Origin of the sequence: Fulvimonas sp. R45 (assembly GCF_030504985.1) — a bacterium.
Lineage (GTDB): Bacteria > Pseudomonadota > Gammaproteobacteria > Xanthomonadales > Rhodanobacteraceae > Rhodanobacter_A.
The window spans coordinates 221,072-246,051 of record NZ_JASERU010000006.1 but is presented as its reverse complement, the minus strand read 5'-3'; the positions used below and the strand labels follow the sequence as shown (position 1 = coordinate 246,051).

Here is a 24,980-nt window from a genome sequence, read left to right as displayed (position 1 = left end):
CTTCCAAGGCATGGAATGGCACCTCCTGCAGGTCAGAACACCTGCCGAGGTGTAACCCATGTCCTGGCACACCTGTTACCCATGTCTCCGGTCTATACACTGGCCCAAAGAGAAGTAGCCAAGAGAAATGGCCTTACGGAGCCCGCCGACCCTACAAGCCGTGGCGCTCGAGGTGTTCTGGAACTTTCGTAACACCTCCTGTTCTACTTGCGGCCACACCGCGCCGTCGCCGTTGACTGAGGGTAGGGCAGGGGTGTCGCTGGTTGCCGCGCCTCGCTTGCTCCAGCATGGCCAGGATGCTTCACGCCTGCCTCGCGGCCTGTTCCCCTCACCGTCATTCCGGCGCAGGGGTGGGGGTTTGGGGAATGGGTTGTCTTGCTCAGAAGCGCATGCGCACGTAGAACGCCGGGCCGTTGGACTTCAGGTCGAGCTTGGCGACGGCGTCGTGGTAGTTCTTGTGCAGGTGCAGTTTCGAGGCGGTGTATTCCAGCGCGAAGCCGACGTTCTGCCAGGGGAACCATTCCACGCCGAGGTCGGCGTTCCAGATGTGGCCGCTGAGGTCGCCGCCGTTCTTCTTCACGCCGGAGGCGTCGGCGTACATGCGCCACTGGTCGTTGAAGGCGTGGCGCCAGCCGAGCGTGAGCATGGGCGCCCATTCGCTGTCGCGGTAGCCGGTGGTGGCGGAACCGGAACGCCCGGCGGCGCTGGCGCTGCCGGACAGGCTGAGGTTCACCTTGTAGTACGCCGCGCCCACGCCGAGGCCGAACACGTCGCTTTCGTGGCCGAACCACCAACGGTAGCTGGCCGAGCCGAAGTCGTAGTTGACGCGCCCGCGGAGGGTGGCGTTGGCGGTCGTGTCCAGCGCCTCGATCGGGGCGGAGTAGGTGTGCGTCTCGTCGCGGTGGATGCGGTAGTAGTCGAACGAGAAGCCCTGGCTGTCGCCGATGAGGAAGTCCAGCCGCACGCGCGGGTCGAGCGTGCGCTTGTCGAAGCCGAGGTCATGCTCGAAGCCGAGCTTGCCGTGGATGCCGGCGTAGTCGCCGCGGCCGCGCACGGAGAGATCGGTGGTGTTGTCGGAATAGTAGCCGCCCAGCCACACGCCGATGCGGTCGAGCGCCGGCGAGGTCTGGGCGAAGCTGGCGGAGCTGGCGAGACCCAGCATCACGGCGAGGGACACGGCGGCGGGCTTGTGCGACGGGGCATGCGGCATGGGGAAGGCCTCGTGGTGGGAACGGCCGTCACTGTCCCGGCAGCGCGGTCGCCCGTTCGTGAAAAATCCCGCAGCGGATCGTGCAGGGCGAGGCGCGCGTTCAGGCGGGCGGTCGCCCGCCGGCTTCCAGGTGCCGGGCGTCGACGAGGCCGCCGGCGCGCTTGCCGAACACCATCTCCGTGGTCCAGCTCAGCAGCATCGAGGTGTAGGCCTGGCGGCACTCGGGGCTGCTCAGCGCGTGGTCGGCGCCGTCGATGATGCGGTAGGTGAGCGAGTGCACGCGGGTGAAGGCGTCGCGGTAGCTGACGATGGCCGGCGGCGGCACCAGCCGGTCGTGCTCGGATTCCACGATCAGCACGTCGCCACGGAAATCCTGGCAGGCGCGCAGTGCGCGGTTCTCGTCGGGATCGAGGACGCGGCTGCGGTAGGCGTGCAGCGCCTTGCGGTCCAGCGCGCGCTTGGGCGTGTTCCAATCGTGGTCCATGTACAGCGCCGGCACGCGCAGCGCCAGCCACTGCACCGGCCGCAGCGCGCTGAGGATGGCGGCGAGGTAGCCGCCGTAGCTGGCGCCCACCACCAGGATCGCGTCGGGGTCGACGTGCGGCTGTTCCAGCAGGTGGTCGTAGGCGGCCAGCACGTCGTCGAGGTTCTGGCCGCGGGTCACCGTCTGCCGCAGGGCCTCGGTGCGCACGTGGCCGCGCATGTCGAAGGTGAGGCAGATGCAGCCCAGTGCGGCGATCTGCTGGGCGCGGTCCAGGTCGCGCTGCTGGCAGCCGCCCCAGCCGTGCACGAACAGCACGCCGGGAATGGTCGAGCCCGGCTCCAGCAGCGTGCCGGCGAGCCCGGTGTCGTCGACCGCGACGTCGGTGGCATGGCAGGTGGTGCCCATCGTCTCCGTCGGGTTGCGGACGTGCGGCCAGCCTGCGCAGGCCGTCGTGCAGGCGGCGTGGAAGCGGTGCAGCGTGCCCGTGCATCCGGTTGCATCGCCGCTTCGTCGCCCGCCCTTCATCCCTTGCTGCCGCTTCCTTCAACTTCGCGCCGCGAGGATCGGGGGCTACGGCAGCTTGACGGAGCGCAGGGCGATGGCAGAGACGGTGGGCGACTACATCCTGGAACGGCTGGGCGAGTGGGGGGTGAAACGCATCTACGGCTACCCGGGTGACGGCATCAACGGCCTGATGGGCGCGCTGGGCCGCGCCGAGGACCGCTTCGACTACGTGCGCGTGCGCCACGAGGAGATGGCCGCCTTCATGGCCTGCGCCCACGCCAAGTTCACCGGCGAGGTGGGCGTGTGCATGGCCACTTCCGGACCGGGCGCGATCCACCTGCTGAACGGCCTGTACGACGCGCGCATGGACCACATGCCGGTGCTGGCCATCGTCGGCCAGTCGGCGCGCTCGGTGATCGGCAGCGACTACCAGCAGGAAGTGGACCTGCATGTGCTGTTCAAGGACGTGGCCGGCTACGTGGAGACCCTGGTCTCGCCGCTGCAGGTGCGCCACGTGGTGGACCGCGCCATGCGCATCGCGGCGGCCGAGCGCACCGTCACCTGCATCGTGGCGCCGAACGACCTGCAGGTGGCGAAGGCCATGCCGCGGCCGGAGCGTGCCCACGGCACCGTGGTCTCCGGCACCGGCTACGCGCCGGCGCACCCGGTGCCGCTGGATGCCGAGCTGCACAAGGCCGCCGAGATCCTCAACGCCGGCAGCAAGGTGGCGATCCTGGCCGGCGCCGGCGCGCTGCGCGCCGGGCCGCAGGTGGAGGAGGTGGCCGAGCGCCTGGGCGCCGGCGTGGCCAAGGCGCTGCTGGGCAAGGCGGCGCTGCCCGACGACCTGCCGTACGTCACCGGCTCGATCGGCCTGCTCGGCACCGCGGCGAGCTGGGAGCTGATGAACGACTGCGACACCCTGCTGATGATCGGCACCACCTTCCCGTACTCGGAATTCCTGCCGGAGGAGGGCAAGGCGCGCGCGGTGCAGATCGACCTGTTCCCGCGCAACGTCTCGATGCGCTACGACACCGACGTGAACCTGATCGGCGACGCCGCCGTGGTGCTGGACATGCTGCTGCCCCTGCTCAAGCGCAAGGACAATGCGGACTGGCGCGAGCGGGTCGAGTTGAACGTGCGCAAGACCTGGCGCGCGCTGGAGGCGAAGGCGATGGAGCCGGCGGACCCGATCAACCCGCAGCGCGTGTTCTGGGAACTGTCGCCGCGCCTGCCCGACCGCGCCATCCTCTGCGGCGACTCCGGCTCGCACACCAACTGGTACGCCCGCGACGTGCGCCTGCGCCGCGGCATGCAGGCCTCGCTGTCCGGCAAGCTGGCCACCATGGGCAGCGGCGTGCCGTACGCCATCGGGGCGAAGATGGCCTACCCCGACCGCCCGGTGCTGGCGATCGTGGGCGACGGCGCGATGCAGATGAACGGCAACGGCGAGCTGCTCACGGTGAAGCAGTACTGGCAGCGCTGGTCCAACCCCTGCTTCGTGGTGATGGTGCTGGTGAACCACGACCTCAACCAGGTGACCTGGGAGCAGCGCGCGCTGGCCGGCGACCCCAAGTTCGAACCCTCGCAGCGCGTGGTGGATTTCTCCTACGTCGACTACGCCCGGCTGCTCGGTTTCGAGGGCATCCGCGTGGACGACCCGGAACATATCGCCGAAGGCTGGGAGCGCGCCTTCGCGGCGCAGCGCCCGGTGCTGATCGAGTTCCACACCGACCCCGACGTGCCGCCGCTGCCGCCGCACATCACCTGGGAACAGGCGCGCGCCTACATGACCGCGCTGGCCAAGGGCGACCCGGACGAGGGCGGCATCATCCGCAACACGCTGCGCCAGGCGCTGGCGGGGATCTTTCCCGGCCACGGCGACTGACTGGTCCATGTACAAGCATGACCGGGTGAATCCCTCCCCCTCCGGGAGAGGGTGGCGGCAGCCGGGAGAGGGTACGGGCGGAGCGCGGCGCCGCGGCGTTGCCGAACCCTCACCCCAACCCCTCTCCCGGAGGGAGAGGAGCTTTACGCCCCGGTAGGCCCGCCGCCTTCGCGCCGCGCCATCGCCAGCCCGTGCGTCAGTTCCGCCCCCAGCAGCACCACGAACGAGGCGTAGTAGGCCCAGGTCAGCATCACCACCAGTCCGCCGGCGGGCCCGTAGGCGCCGCCCACGCTGGAGCGCTCGATGTACAGGCCGATGGCGTACTTGCCCAGCATGAACAGGGCGGTGGTGAGCACCGCGCCGGCGACGGCGTCGCGCCACGCGATGCCGGTGTCCGGCAGCACGCGGTACATCGCGCCGAACGCCGCCGCGAACACCACCAGCGACACCCCGTATTCGACCACCGTCCACACCGCCGTGCCCTGCGGCACCAGCAGGCGGATCAGCGCGCTGACCGCGAACGAGACGATCAGCAGGAAGGCCAGCCCCAGCACCAGGCCCAGCGCGCGCAGCCGGTCGCGTAGCCAGGCGAGCACTGAGCCGTGCCGGCGGTCCTCCACGTCCCAGACGCGGTTCAGCGTGCGCTGCAGCTGGGCGAACACCGCCGAGGCGCTGAACAGGGTGACGCCGGCGCCGATCAGGCCGGCCACGTTGCCCAGGGCGGGGCGCGCACGCGCGTTGTCCACGATCAACCCGACGATGGTCGCCGCGCGGTCGCCCATCACGCCGCCGAGCGCATCCTCCAACTGCGCCTGCCATGCCGGCCGCACCAGCGACAGCAGCCACAGCATCAGCACGATCAGCGGCGCCAGCGACAGCGCCGAGTAGAACGCCAGCGCGGCGGCCTGGGTGACCAGCGCATCCGCGCCCACGCCGTGGATCGCGTGGCGCAGGGTGGTGCGGACGAGGCGGCGAGGCATGCGACCTCCTTGGCGGCGCCGGCGTCAGAAGGCGATCAGCGTCTTCAGGCCGAGCACCAGGGCATGGCCGTGGCGCGCGGTGCCGCCCGGGTGCAGCACGTACTGCAGGTTGGGCCGCAGCGTCAGCGCGGCCAGCGGCGACCAGCCGTAGAACAGCTCGGCCACGTACTCGCTGCCGTCCTGCACCGGCATCGCCGCCGCCGGGTGCAGCCGGTCGTACAGGCGCTGGCGCGCCGCCAGCCGGTGGCTGCCGTGGGTGGCGCCGATGGCCGCGCCGATGGCGTCGCGCGGGCGGCCGAACGCGCCCTTGTACTCCACGCCCAGCGCGTACTGGCCGTCGGTGGCCGAGGTATCGGCGTCGGCCAGGGTGAGGTTGAGGAACAGCGTGGTGCCGCGCTCGCCCGGTTCGCCGCTCACCTGTTGCTGGATGGTGAGGTAGCCGCCGCTGCGCGCGCTGCGGCGCAGGGCCGGGCCGCCGGTCAGCGCGATCGGCTCGCGGTCGGCGTCGTAGTAGAGATCGGCGCCGCCGGCGGTGTTGTACCAGGCGCCGATCCTGTAGCTGCCGGGCAGCCCGCGCAGGCGCGGCGACCAGTCGTATTCCAGCGGGACCAGCGCGCCGGTGGTGCCGCCCGGGAAAGCCGGCTTCCAGCCGTTGGCGCGCGCCCAATGGTCGTCGGTGTAGTGTGGGTTGACCTGGTACGCGCCCAGCTTCAGGTGGCTGTGCGCGCCGCTGCGCCAGTCCAGCACCGCGGCCCAGGTGCTGACCGGGGAATCCATCCAGTAGTCGCCCACGATGCGGCCGGGCGGCGAATCGCAGAAGCTGAGGTTCTGGAAGTCGCAGGGGAACACGTCGAAGTCCGCGTCCGCCGGAAGGCGGCCCACGCGCCAGGTGAACCGCCCGCCGGCGGATCGCCAGGTCAGCGCGAACAGCGCCAGGTGCCAGGTCTGCCCGCGCCCGTACACCTCTTGCACCTGCTGGTAGGTGCCGAGCTGCGCATCGGCGTCGAGGTCGCGGCCGTTGCGGTCGTTCATCGTCACCTCGAAGCGGGCGCCGCGCCAGCCCCACAGCTTGTCCAGGTCGAACGCCGCGCCCAGTTCCCACTGGTCGGCGTAGCGGGTGAGCGGGCGCGTGCCGCCGGCATCGTTGTGCGCCACCTCGCTGGTGTACTTGAAGCTGAAGTCCACGCCGCGGTCGGCGAGCCGGCTGCGTGCGCCATGCCAGTCGCCGAACAGGTAAGGCGACGTGTTGCCGGCCCGCGCGGCCTGCACGCCGGCGGCGGACAGCCATGCGGCGAGCAGCGCGCCGGCGCAGCGGCGCAGGGATGACGGGGAAAGGCATTGCGGCGCGGTGGCGGTATCCATGTCGATGCATGTTGGCGCGCGGGCGTGGATGCCCGGTGCAGCCTGCGGCAAGGTGGCCGACACGGCCGGCGGCGCGCCGTCGACCCGTCTTGCACGGCACCTGCACCGGCGTGCGCCCAGTCTCCGCGCCATGCGCTGGAAACGGTCCACGGTCGTGCTGGTGGTGCTCGTGCTGCTGCTGGTCGCGGCGCTGGTCGTGGTGCCGCGCGTGAAGGCCGGCGATCCACCCCTGGACGCGCAGGAGCAGGCCTTCGTCGCCCGGGCCACCGCCGACGACGACCTGCAGATCGCGCTGGCCAAGGTGGCGCTGGCGCGCTCGACCGACGGCAGGGTGCGGGCGTTCGCGCGCCGCCTGATCACCGACCACCGGGCGCTGAACCTGCAGTTCGCGCACCTGTCCGTGCGCCAGGGCAGCCGCGGGCACGCGCACGGCGTGCCCGCGCAGGACGTCGCCGACATGAACATGCACCTGCGCGCTGAGAGCCTGTTCACGATCTCCGCGTAGCCCGCGCCGGGAGCTGTTTGCGCGCAGGCCAAGGAAGAGTGAGGGAGTGGACGTCCGTCCACGACTGAACGATGACGCCGGCCTGTGGGCCAACAGACCCGGCCCTTCGGGTTGCCTTGCTTTGGCCGCCATGCGGCAGCGCGCGGCTTGGCCTGCCAGCCAGGCAGGCGCTGCGCCACGCACTCCCACCTGGCGGCCAAAGCAAGGCAACGCGGGCCACGCGGAGATCGTGAACAGGCTCTGCGGCCCGGCCTTCGACCGCGCCTTCGCTGGCATGATGGTCGACGAACACCGCAGGATCATCCGCGCCTACGAGGATGCCGCCCGCAGCGCGCCGCACGAGTCGCTGCGAGCGATCGCGCGGCACGGGCTGCCGGTGCTGCGCGGCCACCTGGCGACGGCACAGGCCTTGCTGGGCTCGAAAGGGAACGCGCGGCCGTAGGACGGGACGAGCCGGTCCGCGGCCTGCATTGCGTCCGACGCCGGTCGCCTTCAGTCCGCTTCGTCGGCCGCCTTCGCGCGCGCCTTGAACAGCATCAGCGTGCGCGCCGGCATCCGCATCGGCCCGGCCGCGCAGGCTTCCGCCTTGCCGGAGGTGTCCAGCAGCAGCTTCCACGGCGCGGCGCCCGGCGGCGGGGGCAGCGCGAAATCCATCGGCTCGTGGCGGGCGTTGACCAGCAGCAGCAGGGAGTCCTCGTCGCTGGTGCGCGGGATGCCGCTGGGGCGCGCGCGGCCGTCCAGCAGCATGGCCAGGCTGCGCGCCTCGGGGTCGTGCCAGTGCGACTCGGTGCATTCGCGGCCGTCGGGCGCATACCACACGATGTCGCGGATGCCGGTGTCCGGGTCGGGCTCGCCGTGCAGGAAGCGGCTGCGCCGCAGCAGCGGGTAGTGCCGGCGCAGGCGGATCAGCCGGCGCACGAAGTCGGTCAGCTCGCGCCGCTCGGCGGCGGCCTGCCAGTCCAGCCAGGTGGTCTCGTTGTCCTGGCAGTAGGCGTTGTTGTTGCCGTGCTGGGTGCGCGCGAACTCGTCGCCGGCCTGCAGCATCGGCGTGCCCTGGGCCAGCAGCAGGCTGGCCAGCAGGTTGCGCATCTGCTTGGCGCGCAGGATGCGCACGGCGGGGTCGTCGGTGGGTCCTTCCGCACCGTGGTTCCAGCTGAAGTTGTTGCCGGGGCCGTCGCGGTTGTCCTCGCCGTTGTCCTCGTTGTGGCGGCGGTCGTAGCTGACCAGGTCGTTGAGGGTGAAGCCGTCGTGCGCGGTGACGAAGTTCACCGAGGCATAGGGCCGCCGGCCGCGGCGGTCGAAGATGTCGGCCGAGCCGCTCATGCGGGTGGCGAACTCGGGCAGCCGGCCCTGGTCGCCGCGCCAGAACGCGCGCACGGTGTCGCGGAAGCGGTCGTTCCACTCCGCCCAGCTGGGCGAGAAGCGGCCCGCCTGGTAACCGCCGGGGCCGATGTCCCAGGGCTCGGCGATCAGCTTGGCGCGGCCCAGCACCGGGTCCTGCCGGCAGGCGTCGAGGAAGCCGCCGCCCTGGTCGAAGCCGTGCGACTCGCGCCCCAGGATGGTGGCCAGGTCGAAGCGGAAGCCGTCCACGCGCATCTCGGTGGACCAGTAGCGCAGCGAGTCCATCACCATCTGCAGCACGCGCGAGTGGCTGAGGTCCAGCGTGTTGCCGGTGCCGGTGTCGTTGACGTAGTAGCGCGGGTCGTCGGCCAGCCGGTAGTAGGTGGCGTTGTCGATGCCGCGCAGCGACAGCGTGGGGCCGAGGTGGTTGCCCTCGGCGGTGTGGTTGTAGACCACGTCCAGCAGCACCTCCAGCCCGGCGTCGTGCAGGTGCGCCACCATCTCCTTGAACTCGGACACCGCCAGCGTGGCCATGTAGCCCTGGTGCGGCGCGAAGAAGCCGATGGTGTTGTAGCCCCAGTAGTTGCGCAGGCCGGCCTCGAGCAGGTGCTTGTCGTCGACGAAGGCGTGCACCGGCATCAGCTCCACCGAGGTGACGCCCAGCGAGCGGATGTACGCGACCACCTCGCGCTGCATCAGCCCGGCGAAGGTGCCGCGCAGCCGTTCCGGCACCTGCGGGTGGCGCATGGTGTAGCCGCGCACGTGCATCTCGTAGATCACGCTGCGCTGCCACGGCACGCCGGGCCAGGGGTGGTTGCCCCAGGTGAAGGCGGGATCGATCACGCGCGATTTCGGCATGTACGGCGCGCTGTCGCGGCGGTCGTAGCCGAGGTCCGCGTCGGGGTGGCCGAGGGGATAGCCGAACAGCGCGTCGTGCCAGCGCAGCTCGCCGACGATCTGCTTGGCGTAGGGGTCCAGCAGCAGCTTGTTGGGGTTGAAGCGGTGGCCGGCTTCCGGCTCGTACGGCCCGTGCACGCGGTAGCCGTAGAGTTGTCCGGGCCGCACGTCGGGCAGGTAGCCGTGCCAGACCTCGTCGGTGTACTCGGGCAGGGCGATCCGCTCGGTCTCGCGCCCGTGCTCGTCGAACAGGCACAACTCCACCTGCGTGGCGTGGGCCGAGAACAGCGCGAAGTTCACGCCCAGCCCGTCCCAGGTCGCGCCCAGCGGGAAAGGCATGCCTTCGCGCAGGTGGGCGGCGTGGCGGGTGCTGGGGCGGAAGGGCTCAGGCCGGGGCATCGCCGTCCCCCGCGTCGCGGGCATTTGCACCGGCGGCGGCGCGTTCCTCGGCCAGCACCAGCTTCTCGGCCATCAGCCAGTGGCGCAGCGCCTGGTCCTGCGGGCGTCCTTCCGACTCCCAGATGCTGCGCGCGATGGCGCTGATGCGTTGTCGTCGTTCAGCGTCGGAGCGTGTCGTGTTCATCGGTTCCACCCGTCGAAAGCAGTACGGCCACCGGCCATCCCTCCAGCAGCGCGCCGGCCGGCAGGCCGTCCGGCCCCGGGCGGTGCGTGCGCCCCGTGAATAGATCGACGTACGTGCACGGCGCGGCGTCCGCGGCGTGTGCGATGCGTGTATCGCCCCAGAACGCCGGCGCCACCAGCGGGCGGTCCGGCGCCAGCGCGTGGGCGCACAGGCGCGGCACCGCCACCTGCAGGCGGCAGGGGCCGTGGCGGCGCTCGAAGGCCAGCAGGTGCGCGCGCCGGGCGCCGTGGACGGCCAGTGGGCGGTAGTCGCCGCGGGCGAACAGCTGCGGCAGGTCGCGGCGCAGGCGCAGCACGTCGCGGATCAGGCGCTGCTTGACGGCGCCGTCGCGGAAGCCGGCCAGCAACGCGGCGGGCGAGGCGTCCGCGTCGAGGCTGCGCCGCCGCGCGGCGTAGTCGACCGGCGCGCGGTTGTCCGGGTCGACCAGCGACAGGTCCCACAGCTCGGTGCCCTGGTACAGGTCGGGCACGCCCGGCGCGGTGAGGCGCAGCGTGGCGGCGGCCAGGCCGTTGAGCGCGCCGGGCGCGTCCAGGCCGCGCGCGGCCTCGGCCAGTTCGCGGCGCAGGCCGGCATGCGCCAGCAGCAGGCGTTCCACCGCGGCGCGGCAGGTGCCCTCGTAGGCGGGGTCGGGCGAGGTCCAGCGCGTGTGCTGCTTCGCCTCGCGCTCGGCCTTCAGCAGCCAGCGCTCGATCCGGCCCGCGAAGCGGCACACGGCCGGTGCGTCATCGGACGACATGCCCGGCGGCCACGCGGCCAGCACGGTCTGCAGCAGCGTCCACACCGCGTTGCCGGAGGGGCGTTCCGCCCCGAGCGCCGCCTGCCAGGCGCGCGCGCGCTGCACGAACCACTCGGCGCGCTCGCCGAGCACGGCCAGCCGCGCCCGGATGTCCTCGCCGCGCTTGTGGTCGTGGGTGGCGGTGGCCGAGAGCGCGTCCGGCCAGCGCTGCGCCCGTCGCTGCATGGCGGCGTGGAAGTCCTCCACCGACAGCGCGAAGTGGCGTGGGTCGCTGCCCACCTCGTTGCGCGAGAGCAGCACGCCGCAGCGGTAGAACGCGGTGTCCTCCACCGCCTTGGCGTCGAGCGCCGCGGACAGCTGCTCGAAGCGCTGCCGCGCCTCGCGCAGCCGGTGGCGCGGCGCGAGGGGCAACGCGCAGGGCGCGATGTCGAGCAGGCGGCGGTAGAGCATCGCGCGGGCCTGGGCGTGGTCCGGGTCGCCGTGCCGCGCGGCCTGGGCGAAGGCGTGTTCCAGCACTGCGCGGTCCGCGCCGCGCGCCGCGACCGGGCCGAGGTAGCTGCGGTAGGCCGGCAGCTGTTCCAGCAGCTCGCCCAGGGCCTGCCGCAGCGCCGGCGCGGTGAGGTCGCCGCGCTCGGGCGTGTCGGCGACGTGGCGCGCGAAGGCGCGCACGCAGCGCGCCAGGTCGGTGGCCAGCGAGCCCTGCAGCAGTTCGCGCCGGGCCCGGCGTTCCTCCGCGCCGAAGCCGGGCGCGCGCCCGGTGAATGCCTGCCAGGCCTGTTCCAGCGGGGCGCGCCCGGCCGGGTCGTGCAGCACGGCATCCGCCTGCTGCATGAAGGCGTAGCCGGTGTCGCCGTCCACCAGCCAGTCCGCGCGCAGCTCCTCGCCGTCGGCGAGGATCTTCTCCACGTACAGCACCGGGCGCCGTTCCGGTCGCACGCCACCGCGCGCGGCGCGGTCCACCCGGCGGCGCAGCTTGCGCAGGTAGGCGCGCGGCTGCGCCAGGCCGTCGACGTGGTCGATGCGCAGGCCGTCCAGCACGCCCTCGGCGATCAGCCGCAGCGGCAGCCGGTGCACCGCCTCGAACACCTCGGGGCGTTGCATGTCCAGCGCGACCAGGTCGCCCACGTCGAAGAAGCGCCGGTAGTTGCCCACCTCGCTGCCGCTGCGCCACCACGCCAGGCGGTAGTGCTGCAGCTCGAGGACGCGGCGCAGCAGGCGCGGGTCGGACTGCGTCCGCGCGATCGCGCGGTCCAGCCGCGCGCCGCCGCCCGGCGGCGCCTGGGCACGCAGCAGGCGCAGGCTGGCGGCGGAGACCGGCAGCACGCCGTCGTTCACCGCCAGGCCGACGCGCCCCTTGCCGGCATCCCGCACCAGGCGCAGCCCGCCGCGCCGAAGCACGTGTTCCAGCGGTGCGTCCAGCCATGGCAGCCACAGCTTGCCGCCGGTGCCGGGCGCGTCCCAGTCGATGTCGAACCAGCCGGCGTGGCGGCTGCCGCGCCCGCGCGCCAGCACGTCGCGCCACCACGGGTTGGCCACGTCCGCGGCCATGTGGTTGGGCACGATGTCGAGGATCGCGCCCATGCCGTGCGCGCGCAGCGTGGCGGACAGCATCGCCAGCGCCCGCTCGCCGCCCAGCTCGGGGTTCACCACGGTGGGATCGGTGACGTCGTAGCCGTGGCTGGAGCCGGCGCGCGCCTGCGCGATCGGCGAGAGGTAGACGTGGCTGACGCCCAGCTCGGCGTAGTACGGCACCTGCGCCGCGGCCGCGGCGAGATCGAAGTCGCGGTTGAGCTGCAGCCGCACGGTGGCGCGGGGTGCGGTCATGCGCGCGCCTCCCGCGGGCGGGCCGCGGCCAGGGTGCGCAGGGCCGGCGCCAGCGCGCCGGCGGCGTCGGCCGGCAGGCGCTGGCGCCAGTTGGGATGGGTGTCGACGGTGCCGGGCAGGTTGGGTTGCAGGCGGCTGCCCAGCGCGTCTTCCAGCGGCACCAGCAGCAGCGGCGAGGGACCGCGCGCGACGTGGGCGAGGCAGGCGTCGCGGCGGGCGGGCGGCGCGGCCGCGTCGTCGCCGGCGATGGCGCGGTCCAGCCGCGCCACGTCCAGCGCGCGGGCTTTCCGCTGCCGTGCGCGTTCCGTGTCCGGCCAGCGGTCGATGGCGGCGCGCAGCTCGATGTCGCGGCCCTCGCGCCAGGCGGCCAGCGGCGGCAGGTCGTGCGTGGTGGTGGTGGCCACCGCGCCGGGGCGCCATTGCGCGGGCGGCAGGAACCCGTCGTCCCCGTCGCGCATGAAGGGCAGCACGTCCATGCCCAGCACGCCGCGCGCCGCGAGCCGGCCGCGCAGGCCCGCGGGCACCGTGCCCAGGTCCTCGCCGATCACGATGCAGCGATGGCGCCAGGATTCCAGCGCGAGCAGGCGCAGCATGTCCTCCCGCGGGAAGCGCAGGTAGCCGCCCTGGTCCGGCGGCAGGCCGCGCGGCACCACCCACAGGCGGTGCAGGCCGCAGACGTGGTCGATGCGCAGCCCGCCGCCGCGCGCCATGCCGGCACGCAGCAGGGCGAGGAAGGGGCCGAAGCCGGTAGCGCGCAGTCCCCATGGCGAGTACGCGGTGACGCCCCAGCCTTGCCCGGCCGGGTTGAACGCGTCCGGCGGCGCGCCGAGTTCCAGGGCCTGCAGGGTCGCTTCGCGGTGGATCCAGGCTTCGCTGCCGCCGGGGTCGAAGCCGGTGGCGAGGTCGTGCACCAGGCCGATGCGCAGGCCTACGGCGCGTGCGGCGCGGCGGGCGCAGGCCCAGCTGCGCGCGGCCAGCCACTGCGCGAACACCTCGAAATCCAGCGCCGGCGCGTGGGCCGCGGCGAAGGCCCGCGCCGCCGGCGCGTGCGCGCTGTGCCAGTCACCACGCCACTGCGTCCAGGCGGCGGACTCGCCGCGCGCGGCCGCCGCCTGCTGGCGCGTGGCGACCAGCGCATGCGCGCGCAGCGGCAGCTCGCGGCGCGCGACGAACGCGGCGAAGTCGCGGCGCAGCGCCGGGCGCGCGTGGGCGAAGCCGTGCTGCAGCGCCTGCCACACCCGCCGCCGCAGTGCGCGTTGCGCGGGCCAGTCGATCAGCGCGCCGGCTTCGGCGCGTTCCCACGCATCGCCCGCGCCGGCCTGCGCGATGGCCTCGCGCAGCGCGGCGCGCCCCAGCACCTGGGCGGGATCGGCGCTGCTCCAGTCGAGCAGGCAGCGGTTCGAGGGCGCGTAGGGGCTGTAGTGCGACCGGTCCGGCCCGGCGGCATGCAGCGGGCTCAGCGCCAGCGCGTCGCCGCCGGCGTGGCCGACCTGCCGTGCCAGCGTGGCGACCGCGCGGCTGTCGCCCAGGCCGCCGTCGCCGGGCCGGCGCAGCGCGTACACCTGTGCCGCCAGTCCCCAGCAGCGCGGCTCGCGCACGCCCAGCGCGTCGGCCACGCCGAAGCAGCGCGAGGGCGCCACCGCCAGTTCGAGCTGGCATGCGCCGAAGGCGAGGCGGTAGTAGCCGCAGCGCACGGGGGCGCGGAAGCGGCCGTCGGCGTCGAGGCGCAGCGGGCGCACGCGGCCGTGTTCGTCGCGCAGCTGCGCCGGCGTGGGTGCGCCGGGCGCGCTGGGCAGTCGTGCGGGACGGCCGGCGTCCACCGTGAGCAGGGCGGGCAGGCCGTCGTCGCGTTCGTGCAGCGCGTGCAGGCTGTCGGCCCGCTGCGCGGGCTTGCGCGAGGGCAGCTGCTGCGCGTCGAGCAGGGCATGCAGGGTTTCCGGCGCCAGTTGCCGCATGCGGCCGTCGGCGCCGGTCCAGCGCACCTCGATGCCGGCTGCTTCCGCCAGTGTTTCGAGCGGTGGCGCGCTCATCGCGCCTCCGCCAGCGCCACCAGGGCATGCGGGCGCAGCAGGCGTTGCGCCGGGAGAAAGGCGTCGGCCGGTTCGCCATGGACGACCCCGGCGGCCGCGTCGCCGGGCAGCACGACGTCGCGGTCGGACAGGTTCAGCGCCAGCTCCCAGCGGCTGCCGTCGGCCAGCCGCCAGCGCGCATGCAGCGCGCGCTCGGCCAGCACGCGGCAACCCAGTGCGTGCGCGGCGCCGGCCTGCATGCCTACGCGCGCCTTGCGTAGCGACAGCAGGTGCGCGAACCACTGCGCATGCCGTGCCGCGGCCACCGGGTCGTCGACCGCCGGGATCGACCCGGCGAAGCTGCGCGGCGCGTTGGGATCGGGAATGCGCGCGCGCCGCGCCGGGTCGGCGAAGCCGGCGAACTGCGCGAACTCGGCGCGCCGGCCTTCGCGCACCTGGCCGGCCAGCTCGCCGTCGTAGTCGGTGAAGTAGAGGAAGGGCGTGGTGCAGCCACATTCCTCGCCCATGAAGAACAACGGCACCATCGGGCACAGCGCGACCAGCGCAGTCGCGGCGCGCAGGTCGCGCGGGTCCGCCAGCGCGGTCAGCCGTTCGCCCAGCGGCCGGTTGCCGACCTGGTCATGGTTCTGCAGGAACAGCACGAAGGCCTCCGGCGGCAGGCCGGCGGCGGGCTCGCCGCGCGCCACGCCGCGGCGGTCGCGCTGGCCCTGGAACACGAAGCCTTCGCCCAGCGCGGTGGCCAGTGCGGCGGTGGGGTCGGCGGCGAAGTCGGCGTAGTAGCCCTCGCGTTCGCCGGTGAGCAGCACGTGCAGCGCGTTGTGCGCGTCGTCGTTCCACTGCGCGTCGTAGCCGCCGCGCAGCAGCCCGGCGTCGTTGTGCTCGTTCTCCAGCACCAGGTGCGCCTCGCGGCCGGCGCAGGCGCGGCGCACCTCGGCGGCGAGATGTTCGAGGAAGCCGCGCGGCTCGATGGCGTGCACGGCGTCCAGGCGCAGGCCGTCGAGGTGGTAGTCGCGTAGCCACATCAGCGCGTTGTCGACGAAGTAGCGCGCCACCTGCGGGCGGCGGAAGTCGATCGCGCTGCCCCAGGCGGTGGGGCGGTCGGCGCGGAAGAAGCCGGAGGCGTAGCGGGGCAGTTCGTTGCCGCTGGGGCCGAAGTGGTTGTAGACCACGTCGAGCAGGACCATCAGGCCCAGGCCGTGCGCCTCGTCGACCAGCGCCCGCAGCGCGGTCGGCGTGCCGTAGGCCGGGTGCGGCGCGTACGGCAGCACGCCGTCGTAGCCCCAGTTGCGCGCGCCGTCGAACGCGGCCACCGGCATCAGCTCCAGCGCGGTGTAGCCGCAGGCGGCCAGCCGGGGCAGGGCGCGGCGCACGCCGTCGAAGCCGCCCATCGCGCCTGCGTGCAGCTCGCAGATGACCGCCTCGCGCCAGGGGCGGCCGCGCCAGTCGCGGTGGCGCCAGTCGTATGCGGCGGGGTCGTCCACCGCGCTGTCGCCGTGCACGCCGTCGGGCTGCAGGCGCGAGGCGGGGTCGGGCACGCGCCGGCCGTCGACGCGGTAGGCGTAGCGGTCGCCCGCGGCGGCCCCGGCGACCAGCACGTGGTCGCCGCCGTCCTCGCGCCACATGGGCCGCGCCGTGCCGTGCAGCAGCAGCTCCACCTGCCCGGCGTCCGGCGCCCACAGGCGGAAGCAGGCGCGGCCGTCGTCCAGCAGGTGCGCGCCGTAGCCGCGGCATGGATGGTCGTCGGCAGCGTTGGGCCGGCTCATGCCTCGCCCCGTTCCGGTCGCAGGAACACGGTGGCCAGCGGTGGCAGCAGCAGTTCCAGCGAGCAGGGCTGGCCGTGGCCGGGCCGCGCGTCGGCCTGCACCCGCCCGGCGTTGCCGAGGTCGGAACCGCCGTAGTGGCGGCTGTCGGTATTGCACAGCTCGCGCCAGGCGCCGCCCTCGGGCACGCCGACGCGATAGCCGTGGCGCACCACCGGCGTGAGGTTGCACACCACCAGCACCGGCGCCGCGTCGTCGTCGGCGCGGCGCAGGAAGGCGAACACCGACTGCTCCGCGTCGTCGGCCACGACCCACTGGAAGCCGGCCGGCTCGTGGTCGAGGCGGTGCAGCGCGGGCTCGTGGTGGAGCAGGCGGTTGAGGTCGGCCACCAGGCGCTGCATGCCCGCGTGCAGCGGGTCGTCGAGCAGCGCCCAGTCTAGCGCGCGGTCGTGGTCCCATTCGCGCCATTGCGCGAACTCGCCGCCCATGAACAGCAGCTTCTTGCCCGGGTGGCCCCACATCAGCCCGTAGCAGGCGCGCAGGTTGGCGAAGCGCTGCCAGCGGTCGCCGGGCATGCGCGCGATCAGCGAACCCTTGCCGTGCACCACCTCGTCGTGCGACAGCGGCAGCACGAAGCGTTCCGCGTGGCCGTAGACCAGGCCGAAGGTGATCGCGCCGTGGTGGTGGCGGCGGAACAGCGGGTCGTGCCGGAAGTAGCCCAGGCAGTCGTGCATCCAGCCCATGTTCCACTTCAGGCTGAAGCCGAGCCCGCCCTGGTCGACGCTCCGGGTGACGCCGGGCCAGGCGGTGGATTCCTCGGCGATGGCCAGCACGCCGGGATGCTCCGCGGCGATCGCCTCGTTCAGTTCGCGCAGCAGCGACACCGCCTGCAGGTTCTCGCGCCCGCCGTGCTCGTTGGGGATCCACTCGCCCTCGGCGCGGCTGTAGTCGCGGTAGAGCATGCTGGCCACCGCGTCCACGCGCAGCCCGTCGACGTGGAAGCGGCGCAGCCAGTCCAGCGCGCTGCCGACCAGGTACTGGCGCACCTGCGGCCGGCCGTAGTCGTAGATCAGCGTGTGCCAGTCGCGGTGGAAGCCCTCGCGCGGGTCGGCGTACTCGTACAGCGGCTCGTCGTCGAAGCGCTGCAGGCCGTGCGGGTCGCGGGGGAAGTGCGCGCCCACCCAGTCGACGATCACGCCGATGCCGGCGACGTGGCAGGAGTCGACGAAGCGCGCGAAGGCGTCCGGGCTGCCCATGCGCGCGGTGGGCGCGTACGGCGCGGTGGACTGGTAGCCCCACGAGCCGCCGAAGGGATACTCGGCGATCGGCAGCAGCTCGACGTGGGTGAAGCCCAGCGATTGCACGTAGGGGATCAGCTGCCGCGCCAGCGCGTCCCAGTCGGGCGGGCGGCCGTGCCCGTCGTGGCGCCACGAGCTGGCGTGCAGCTCGTAGATCGACAGCGGCAGGCGCCCGGAGTCCACCTCGGCGCGGCGCGCCAGCCAGGCCGCGTCGTGCCAGCCGACGGACAGCGGCGCGGCCACCACCGAGGCGGTGGCGGGCGGGTGCTCGCACTGGCGTGCGAAGGGGTCGGCCTTCAGCGGCAGCAATTGGCCGTGCGCGTCCAGCAGCTCGAACTTGTACAGCGCGCCGGCCTTCGCGTGCGGCACGAAGATCTCCCACACGCCGGCCGTGGGATGGCGGCGCATCACGTGCCGGCGCCCGTCCCAGCGGTTGAAGTCGCCCACCACGGAAACGCGCCGCGCATGCGGTGCCCATACCGCGAAGTGCACGCCTTCGACGTCGCCGATGCGTAGCGGGCGGGCGCCCAGCACGTCGGCCGGGTCGCGCAGGCGGCCGGCGTCGAAATCGCGCAGCGTGCGCTCGTCCAGCAACGGGCCGAAGGCGTAGGCATCGGCCACCGTCTCGCCGCCGCGCGGCCCGTGCAGGCGCAGGCGGTAGTCGCCCGGCGGCGCGTCGAGCAGGGCGAGGAACACGCCTTCGCCCAGCCGCATGGCCGGCCGCGCCCGGCCGTCGGCGGGCAGCACCTCCACCGCCTCGGCGCCGTGCGCCACGGCGGCGATGTACCAGCCGTCGCCGTGGCGGTGCGGCCCCAGCCAGTCGAACGGCGTGTCGCAGCGGCCCTGGTCGAGGGCCTGCCATGTGTCGGTGGGAAGGACGTCCTCGTGGCGCGCGGCGGCCGCGTCGCCTTCGCGGCCGCGCCTCATGCAGCCGCCTGTCGCGGCAGGATGCGCCGATACAGCTCGGCGTAGCGCCGCCCCGGCTCCTCCCAGCCGTGCTGTTCCAGCATCGCGGCGCCGCGCATGGCGCCCAGCAGCATCGGCTCGGCGAACACGCGGAACGCGCGCTGCAGGCCGTGGCGCAGGCTGCCCACGCTGGCGTCGGGGAACAGCAGGCCGGTGACGCCGTCCTCGATGGTGTCGCGCAGGCCGCCGGTGGCGTGCGCCAGCGGCAGGCAACCGTAGGCCTGGGCGTACATCTGGCTCAGGCCGCAGGGCTCGTAGCGCGAGGGCATCAGCAGGAAGTCCGCGCCGGCGAACATGCGCCGCGCCAGGCCGCCGTCGAAGCCATGCCAGTAGGCGACGCGACCGGGAAAGCGTTGCGCCAGCGCGGCGGTGCGGCGTTCCAGCGCGGGCTCGCCGCGGCCGATCAGGGCCAGCTGGCCGCCGGCGGCGACCAGTTGCGGCGCGGCCTCGCAGATCATGTCCAGGCCCTTCTGCTGCACGATGCGGGAGACCACCGCGAACAGCGGGCCATCGCCGGGCAGCAGGCCCAGCTCGGCGCGCACCTCGCGGCCGTTGGCGCGGCGGCGGGTCCACTCGCCCACCGCGAACGGCGACCACAGCGCGGGGTCGCGCGAGGCGTCCCAGCTCGCGTCGATGCCGTTCACGATGCCGGTGAGGCGACCCTCGGCCATGCGCTTGCGCAGCACCGCGTCGAGGCCGCAGCCGTGGGCGGGTTCGGTGATCTGGCGCGCATAGGTCTCGCTCACCGTGGTGAGGTGGCTGGCGTTCGCCAGCCCGCCCTTGAGGAACGACAGCGAGCGCCGCGTGCCGAACTCGGCGGCGCGTTCGGGGATGCCCAGGCGCGACCGGCAGCCGGGCGCGAACACGCCCTGGTAGGCCAGGTTGTGGATGGTCAGCACGCTGGGCACGCGGTCGCCGCGCCAATCGAGGTAGCAGGCGGCCAGCGCCCCGGGCCAGTCGTTGAGGTGCAGCAGGTCCGGGCGCCAGGGCAGGCCGGCGCGGCCGGCGGCGATCTCCGCCGCGGCATGCGAGAAGGTGGCGAAGCGCAGGTCGTTGTCGCTCCACTCGCGGCCCTGCGCGTCGACGTAGGGCGAGCCGTCGCGCTCGTACAGCGCCTCGTTGCACAGCACCAGCACGCACAGGCCGTCGCGCAGCCGCAGTTCGCCCACCGCGCAGGCCGGCAGCTCGTGGTGTGGACGCGTGCGGCCGACGATGCGCAGCGGCCGTCCGCCATGCACCACCGCGCGGTAGCCGGGCAGCAGCACGCGCACGTCGTGTTCCCGCGCCAGCGCGCGCGGCAGCGCCGAGGACACGTCGCCGAGGCCGCCGGCCTTCACGAAGTCCGCCATCTCGGTGGTGGCGAACAGCACCCGTTCGCCGTGCGGCGCGGGCGTGCCCCGGGCGCGGTCGGGTGGCGGCGCGCGGCGCGCGGGGCGGCGGCGGGCAGGCGGGAAATGCGGGCGGTCGATGGTCGGCATGTCGGAGGGTTCGTCTCGCACGGCGCGGCCGGTTGCGGCCGGGGCAGGGGGAAGCAAGGCACGTCCAACGCTAGGGACGGCGTGATCAAGCCCGTGTACAGATCGCGCGGCAGCAAGGTGAAAAGGGTGCGGCGCGGGGATGTCCGCGGCGCGCGCGGCTGCCTGCGCGTGCCCTATGCGCCCGTCTCGACGGACACGTACTTCAGCAGCTCGCCTTCCTCGGGATCGGTGCCGCGGAACAGGATGTCGGCGCCGGGCGGCGGCTCCCCGCCGCGGCCGTAACGCTCCACCGCGCGCACGCGCAGCTGCGTGCAGCCCGGGTCCTGGCGCAGGCGCAGCAGAGCCGCGACCTCGGCCCCGCTGGCGCCGCCGATGCGCCAGGACGATTCCAGCACGCCCGAGCAGGCGTTGCCGCGGCGGTCCACGCCCTGGACCACGTCGTAGTTGCGGCGCGAGGCGAACATCGCGGGAAAGCATGCGCGCGCGGCGCGGTCGTAGCTGCGCGCCTGCGCGATCGCCTCGCGCAGGGTGGGCACGCGGGTGCGCGCGAGCAGTTCGTCCAGGTCGCCGCGGCACACGTGCAGGTCGGAGCCGCCGTAGGTGAGCTCGCCGCGGTTGTCGAAGGTGTGCCGCTGGGTGCCGTGGTAGGCGATGATCGAGTCGCCCACGCGCACCTCGCCGACGCTGTAGGTGGTGGCCTGCAGCAGGTCCGCTTCGAGCACCAGGCCCGAGCTTTCCGGCTCGCCCGGCGGCAGCGCGGACAGCGCCGCCTGCAGTTGCGCCTCGTCGCCGGCCACCTGCTGGCCGCGGCCGGCGCGCCCCAGCGCCGGCTTCAGCCTTACCGGCCCGCGCGCGAGCAGGCGGCGGCCCGCGCGCAGCGCGTCCTCGCGGCTGAAGGCGCTGTAGCCGGGCAACGCCACCGCGGCCACCTGCTGCGGGAAGTCGTGCGACCAGCCGTCCGGCGCGGCGGCGTGCGCGTCGACCAGCGGATGGGTGATCGCCTTGGTGGCCACCACCCCGTGCGGCACCACGCCGCCATACAGGTCCGCCGCGCCGCGTATGCCGTGCGCGGTGGCGACGTCGAGGCCCACGACCACGTCGGCGGGAACGAAATACAACGGCGGCGCATACGGCTGGCCCAGCACGTAGTGGCCGGCGAAGTCCGCGCCCAGCAGCGTGGCCAGCCGTCGCGCGATCGCCGCGTGGCAGACGGTCTCGTGTTCCGTCCACGCGGCCTGGCCGGCGCCGCCCAGCACCACGGTGCCGCGCGCGGCGCGCGATGGACCGGGCAGGGCGGTGTCGGGCGCCGCGGGCGCGGGCGCTTGGCTCATGGCGTTCTCCGGGTTTCCCGCACGGCGTCGCGGCCAGCTTGGGCAGCGCGCGGTGGACGACCCGTGCAGGCGGCGCGACGCGAGGTTCCACGTGCGGCTCGCCGCGACGCTGGCGGAATCCTTCCTGCATGCGCGCTTGACGCCGGGCCGGCCACGATGGCGGCGACTTCCGGCCGGAGCGCGACGATGGGGCGACAGGCAACCAGGGTCTACACCAGCCCCGAGGACATCGCACGGCTGGAGCGGTGCGTGGAACGGCTCGCGGTCAACGCATGGGTGCGCATCGCCCTGCGCGACGGCGACGCGGTGGAGGGCATGGTCACCGTCACGCCCACGGTGCAGATGTTCTACGACGTCGACGGCAACGAAGGCGTCAACGGCGTGGTGACGCTGGAGGACGTGCGTCGTCCCGACTGGCGCGGCGACGTCTGGCTGGGCGACATCGCCGCGGTGGAGCACCTCGACAGCGTGGTGAGGGGCGTGAGCCGCGCCTGACCCCGTGGCGTCCATCGCGCGGCGCATGCCTCGGCTGCACGTCTCGTTTACGACGGCCTGTGCCACGGTGCCCGCATGCTGTCCAGGCAGGCCCACGCCACGTGATTCCCGTCTCCGCCAAGGCCGCAGGTCCGCCCGCCTCCCGTCCGCCGCGGGCCGCGTCGCTGTCATGGTTGCTGATGTTCGCGCTGTTCGCCGCGTGGCCGGCGAGGCCGGCCGCGGCGATGGCCTTGCCGGCGGGCGTGGCCGCGACCGCCACGGCCGCACCGGCATCCGCGAAGCCGACACAGCCGTCACTGCGCCGCAACGGCCTGCTGGCCTGGCTGCTGCAGCAGGTGCGCGACTGGCTGCACGGCGTGGCCGGCCAATGGCATGAGCTGGAACGGGCATGGCCGGCGCTGGCCGCGGCCTTCGGCCCCGCGGCGAACCCGCCGGGATGGCGCCTGCTCGAGCGGGTCGCGCTGGCGCTGGCGGGCCTGTTCGCGGGCGGCCTGGCGGCGGAGTGGCTGGCCTACCGCCTGCTGGCGGGGCCGCGGCGCATCCTGCTGGCTTCGCTGGACGCGACCGATGCCGGCGCGCGAGGGGACATGCCCGCCCGCCACGCCGGGCGCCTGCATGGGCTCGCGCCCGCGCTCGGCCTGGTGTTGCTCGACCTGCTGCCGCTGCTGGCCTTCCTGTTCGTCGCCGGCCTGCTGCTTGCGCTGGCGGGCGACGACGAGCCGCGGGTGCGCGCGATGGCCGTCGCGTTCGTCGTCGCCTATGCCGCCACCCGCGTCACGCTGGCGGTGGTGGGCAGGTTGCTGCTGCCGACACGCGCCGCACGGGGGCGTGCGGGGGCGATCCTGCATGCCTGGCTGCGCTGGATCGTGGCCCTGCTCGCCTTCGGCATCGCACTGGGCAACGCCTTGCCATGGCTTGGCGCCGCGGCCGCGCGCATTGCCGTGCTGAAGCTGGTGGCGCTGCTGGCGGGGCTGGCCATCGTGGCGCTGGCGTTTCGCCTGCGGCCCATGCTGGCGCCGCTGATCGAGCCACCGGCCGGCGCCGTCGGCGCGGTCGCCGCGTTGCGACGCTGGTTCGCGGCCTGGTGGGCCTTATTGGCGTCGCTGCTGGCGATCGGCTTGTGGATCGTGTTGCCGCTGGGGCTGCGCGACGGCCTGGCGACCTTGCTGCGCTTCGCGGCGGCGACCGGGCTGGTGCTGGTCGCCGCGCGCCTGGTCGCGACCCTGCTGCTGGGACTGGCGGCGCATGCCTTGTGCGGGAGCGGACAGGGCACGCCGGACGATCCGTCGCGCGGCCGGCGCCGCTACCTGCTGGTGCGCCGGCTGCTGCTGGCCGTGGTCGCGCTGGCCACGTTGCCGCTGCTGCTGCAGGCCTGGGGCGTGGACGCGATCGGCTGGCTGGCCCGCAACCCGGTGGGCCGCGGACTGGTGCATGCGGTGGCGACCATCGCGGTCACCCTGTTCGCGGCGATCCTCGCGTGGGAAGCGGCGGTGCGCGCGCTGGAGCGGCGCATCACGCGCTGGACGGACCAGGGCGAACGCCTGCGCGCGGCGCGGCTGCGCACCCTGCTGCCGATGATCCGCACCGCGCTGACCGTGGTGGTGGTGCTGACCGTGGGCCTGACCGGGCTGGGCGAGCTGGGCGTGAACACCGCCTCGCTGATCGCCAGCGCGGGCATCGTCGGCATCGCGGTGGGCTTCGGCTCGCAGAAGCTGGTGCAGGACTTCGTCACCGGCCTGTTCCTGCTGCTGGAGAACACCATGCAGGTGGGCGACTCGGTGACCGTGGCCAGCGTCAGCGGCACGGTGGAGGACCTGTCCGTGCGCACGGTGCGCCTGCGCGGCGGCGACGGCTCGCTCTACACCGTGCCCTTCAGCGCGGTGACCACGGTGAACAACCAGAACCGCGGCCAGGGCAACGCCGGCATCTCGGTGGACATCGCCGCCGATGCCGACATCAACGCCGCCCTCGACGCCTTGCGCGAGATCGGCCACAGCATCCGCCAGGACCCCGCCTACGCGCCGGCGACGCTCGGCGACGTGGAGGTCTGGGGCGTCAACGCGATGGACGGTTCGCGCATCACCCTGCTGGGGCAGATCCGCTGCACCGACGCAGGACGCTGGGGCGTGCAGCGCGAGATGAACCGGCGCATCGTGCGGCGCTTCCGCGAGCTCGGCATCGCGCTGGCCGATCCCAACCGGCGCTCCGTGCGGCTCATCGGGTCCGCGGACGACGCGCACGCAACGACAGAACGGAAAGGTGCCCCATGACCATGCTGACCGTCGAGAAGGATTCGCTGGACCGCCCGGTGGAACTGCACTACGAGGACATCGGCTACGGGCCCACCGTGGTGCTGGTGCACGGCTGGCCGTTCGACCACGGCATGTGGGAAAGCCAGCGCTACGCGCTGGCCAACGGCGGCTGCCGCGTGGTGGCCTACGACCAGCGCGGCTTCGGCCGTTCCTCCAAGCCGGCCGAGGGCTACCACTACAACCGGCTCACCGACGACCTGCGCGCGCTGCTCGACGCGCTGGACCTGCAGGACGTGGCGCTGGTCGGCTTCTCCATGGGCGCCGGCCAGGTGGTGCACTACATGAGCCGCAACCTCGGCCAGCGCGTGCGCCAGGTGGCCCTGGTCAGCAGCGTGACGCCGAGCCTGCCGGGCCACGACTCGGCCGGCGACTCGGGCTTCTTCCAGACCATGGTCGCGGGGGCGCGGGCGGACCGCCTCGCCTGCATCGAGCCGCTGGCGCGGCAGATGTTCGCCGGCGCGCAGTATTCCGGCGCCAGCGACGCCACGCTGGAGTGGATGATGAAGTCCGCGGCGTTCTCGGCGTCCAGCAAGGCGATGGTCGACACCGCGCTGGCGATGCTTGAGACCGACCTGACCGGCGCGATGAAGGCGGTGGCGAACGTGCCTTCGCTGGTGATCCACGGCACCGAGGACCGCATCGCCCCGTTCGCCAGCAACGGCCTGCCCACCGCCGGCATGCTGCCGGACTGCACCTTCAAGCCCTACGAGGGCGCGCCGCACGGCCTGTTCGCCACCCACGCAGGGCAGCTCAGCGAGGACCTGCTGAAATTCATCCACAACCCGCCCACCTACGTGCTGCGCAGTACCGGCACGTGAGAATCTGTTCACGATCTCCCCGTAGCTCGCGTTGCCTTGCCCTGGCCGCCCGGTGGGAGTGCGTGGCGCAGCGCCTGCCTGGCGGGCAGAGCCTGCCCCTGCGAAGGCAGGGGCCAGGCCG

The 24,980-nt window shown here is 73.5% G+C and carries 18 protein-coding genes; 6 read left to right on the top strand and 12 right to left on the bottom strand.

Annotation, left to right across the window (positions count from 1 at the left end):
- Positions 1–379: 379 nt before the first annotated feature.
- Positions 380–1,210, bottom strand: a complete 831-nt coding sequence (locus QMK61_RS08245) for a hypothetical protein (RefSeq protein WP_302071706.1) — start codon at positions 1,208–1,210, stop codon at positions 380–382.
- Positions 1,211–1,310: 100 nt separating this feature from the next.
- Positions 1,311–2,099 carry an alpha/beta fold hydrolase gene (locus QMK61_RS08240; RefSeq protein ID WP_302071705.1) on the bottom strand — a complete coding sequence of 263 codons (789 nt, stop codon included), beginning with the start codon at positions 2,097–2,099 and terminating at the stop codon, positions 1,311–1,313.
- 193 nt (positions 2,100–2,292) lie between these two features.
- Between QMK61_RS08240 and QMK61_RS08235 the strand changes: the two genes are divergently transcribed.
- Entirely contained in the window at positions 2,293–4,083 is a 1,791-nt protein-coding gene (locus QMK61_RS08235; RefSeq protein ID WP_302071704.1) for a thiamine pyrophosphate-requiring protein, read from the top strand.
- A gap of 143 nt (positions 4,084–4,226) precedes the next feature.
- On the opposite strand, the gene QMK61_RS08230 is transcribed toward QMK61_RS08235, so the two are convergent.
- Entirely contained in the window at positions 4,227–5,063 is an 837-nt protein-coding gene (locus QMK61_RS08230) for a YihY/virulence factor BrkB family protein (protein WP_302071703.1), read from the bottom strand.
- A 24-nt stretch (positions 5,064–5,087) separates the two neighbouring features.
- Complete coding sequence (locus tag QMK61_RS08225) at positions 5,088–6,425, bottom strand: carbohydrate porin (RefSeq protein WP_302071702.1); 1,338 nt, start codon at positions 6,423–6,425, stop codon at positions 5,088–5,090.
- Between QMK61_RS08225 and QMK61_RS08220 the strand changes: the two genes are divergently transcribed.
- Positions 6,424–6,930 carry a DUF4142 domain-containing protein gene (locus QMK61_RS08220; protein WP_302071701.1) on the top strand — a complete coding sequence of 169 codons (507 nt, stop codon included), beginning with the start codon at positions 6,424–6,426 and terminating at the stop codon, positions 6,928–6,930. The two genes, QMK61_RS08225 and QMK61_RS08220, sit on opposite strands and share 2 nt — an antisense overlap.
- 130 nt (positions 6,931–7,060) lie before the next feature.
- Entirely contained in the window at positions 7,061–7,372 is a 312-nt protein-coding gene (locus tag QMK61_RS08215) for a DUF4142 domain-containing protein (RefSeq protein WP_302071717.1), read from the top strand.
- A gap of 50 nt (positions 7,373–7,422) precedes the next feature.
- Here QMK61_RS08215 and glgX read toward each other — a convergent pair whose 3' ends face one another.
- The 8 genes from glgX to QMK61_RS08175 all read right to left on the bottom strand — a co-directional run bounded on the left by glgX (position 7,423) and on the right by QMK61_RS08175 (position 21,234).
- Positions 7,423–9,507, bottom strand: a complete 2,085-nt coding sequence (glgX, locus tag QMK61_RS08210; protein WP_302071716.1) for a glycogen debranching protein GlgX — start codon at positions 9,505–9,507, stop codon at positions 7,423–7,425.
- Between the two features lie 46 nt (positions 9,508–9,553).
- Positions 9,554–9,751, bottom strand: a complete 198-nt coding sequence (locus QMK61_RS08205; RefSeq protein WP_302071700.1) for a DUF2934 domain-containing protein — start codon at positions 9,749–9,751, stop codon at positions 9,554–9,556.
- Positions 9,726–12,371, bottom strand: coding sequence for a malto-oligosyltrehalose synthase (gene treY, locus QMK61_RS08200; RefSeq protein ID WP_302071699.1), 2,646 nt, complete (start codon positions 12,369–12,371; stop codon positions 9,726–9,728). The genes QMK61_RS08205 and treY overlap by 26 nt, the downstream gene beginning before the upstream one ends.
- Positions 12,368–14,401 (bottom strand): 4-alpha-glucanotransferase, encoded by a 2,034-nt coding sequence (gene malQ, locus QMK61_RS08195; protein WP_302071698.1) that lies wholly within the window; start codon positions 14,399–14,401, stop codon positions 12,368–12,370. Before malQ ends, treY begins: the two co-directional genes overlap by 4 nt.
- Positions 14,398–16,164, bottom strand: a complete 1,767-nt coding sequence (gene treZ, locus QMK61_RS08190; protein WP_302071697.1) for a malto-oligosyltrehalose trehalohydrolase — start codon at positions 16,162–16,164, stop codon at positions 14,398–14,400. The genes malQ and treZ overlap by 4 nt, the downstream gene beginning before the upstream one ends.
- Positions 16,161–18,386: a 1,4-alpha-glucan branching protein GlgB gene (gene glgB / locus QMK61_RS08185; RefSeq protein ID WP_345783624.1), complete on the bottom strand. Its 2,226-nt coding sequence runs from the start codon at positions 18,384–18,386 to the stop codon at positions 16,161–16,163. The genes treZ and glgB overlap by 4 nt, the downstream gene beginning before the upstream one ends.
- Complete coding sequence (glgA, locus tag QMK61_RS08180) at positions 18,383–19,903, bottom strand: glycogen synthase GlgA (RefSeq protein WP_302071696.1); 1,521 nt, start codon at positions 19,901–19,903, stop codon at positions 18,383–18,385. The genes glgB and glgA overlap by 4 nt, the downstream gene beginning before the upstream one ends.
- 173 nt (positions 19,904–20,076) lie before the next feature.
- On the bottom strand, positions 20,077–21,234 hold the full coding sequence (locus tag QMK61_RS08175) for a DUF3182 family protein (protein WP_302071695.1): 1,158 nt from the start codon (positions 21,232–21,234) through the stop codon (positions 20,077–20,079).
- Positions 21,235–21,420: 186 nt separating this feature from the next.
- Here QMK61_RS08175 and QMK61_RS08170 point away from each other — a divergent pair, with 186 nt between their 5' ends.
- The 3 genes from QMK61_RS08170 (at position 21,421) to QMK61_RS08160 (ending at position 24,859) form a co-directional block, all read left to right on the top strand.
- Complete coding sequence (locus QMK61_RS08170) at positions 21,421–21,729, top strand: DUF3247 family protein (RefSeq protein WP_302071694.1); 309 nt, start codon at positions 21,421–21,423, stop codon at positions 21,727–21,729.
- A gap of 179 nt (positions 21,730–21,908) precedes the next feature.
- Complete coding sequence (locus QMK61_RS08165; RefSeq protein ID WP_302071693.1) at positions 21,909–23,999, top strand: mechanosensitive ion channel domain-containing protein; 2,091 nt, start codon at positions 21,909–21,911, stop codon at positions 23,997–23,999.
- Positions 23,996–24,859, top strand: a complete 864-nt coding sequence (locus tag QMK61_RS08160) for an alpha/beta hydrolase (RefSeq protein WP_302071692.1) — start codon at positions 23,996–23,998, stop codon at positions 24,857–24,859. Before QMK61_RS08165 ends, QMK61_RS08160 begins: the two co-directional genes overlap by 4 nt.
- Positions 24,860–24,980: the final 121 nt, after the last annotated feature.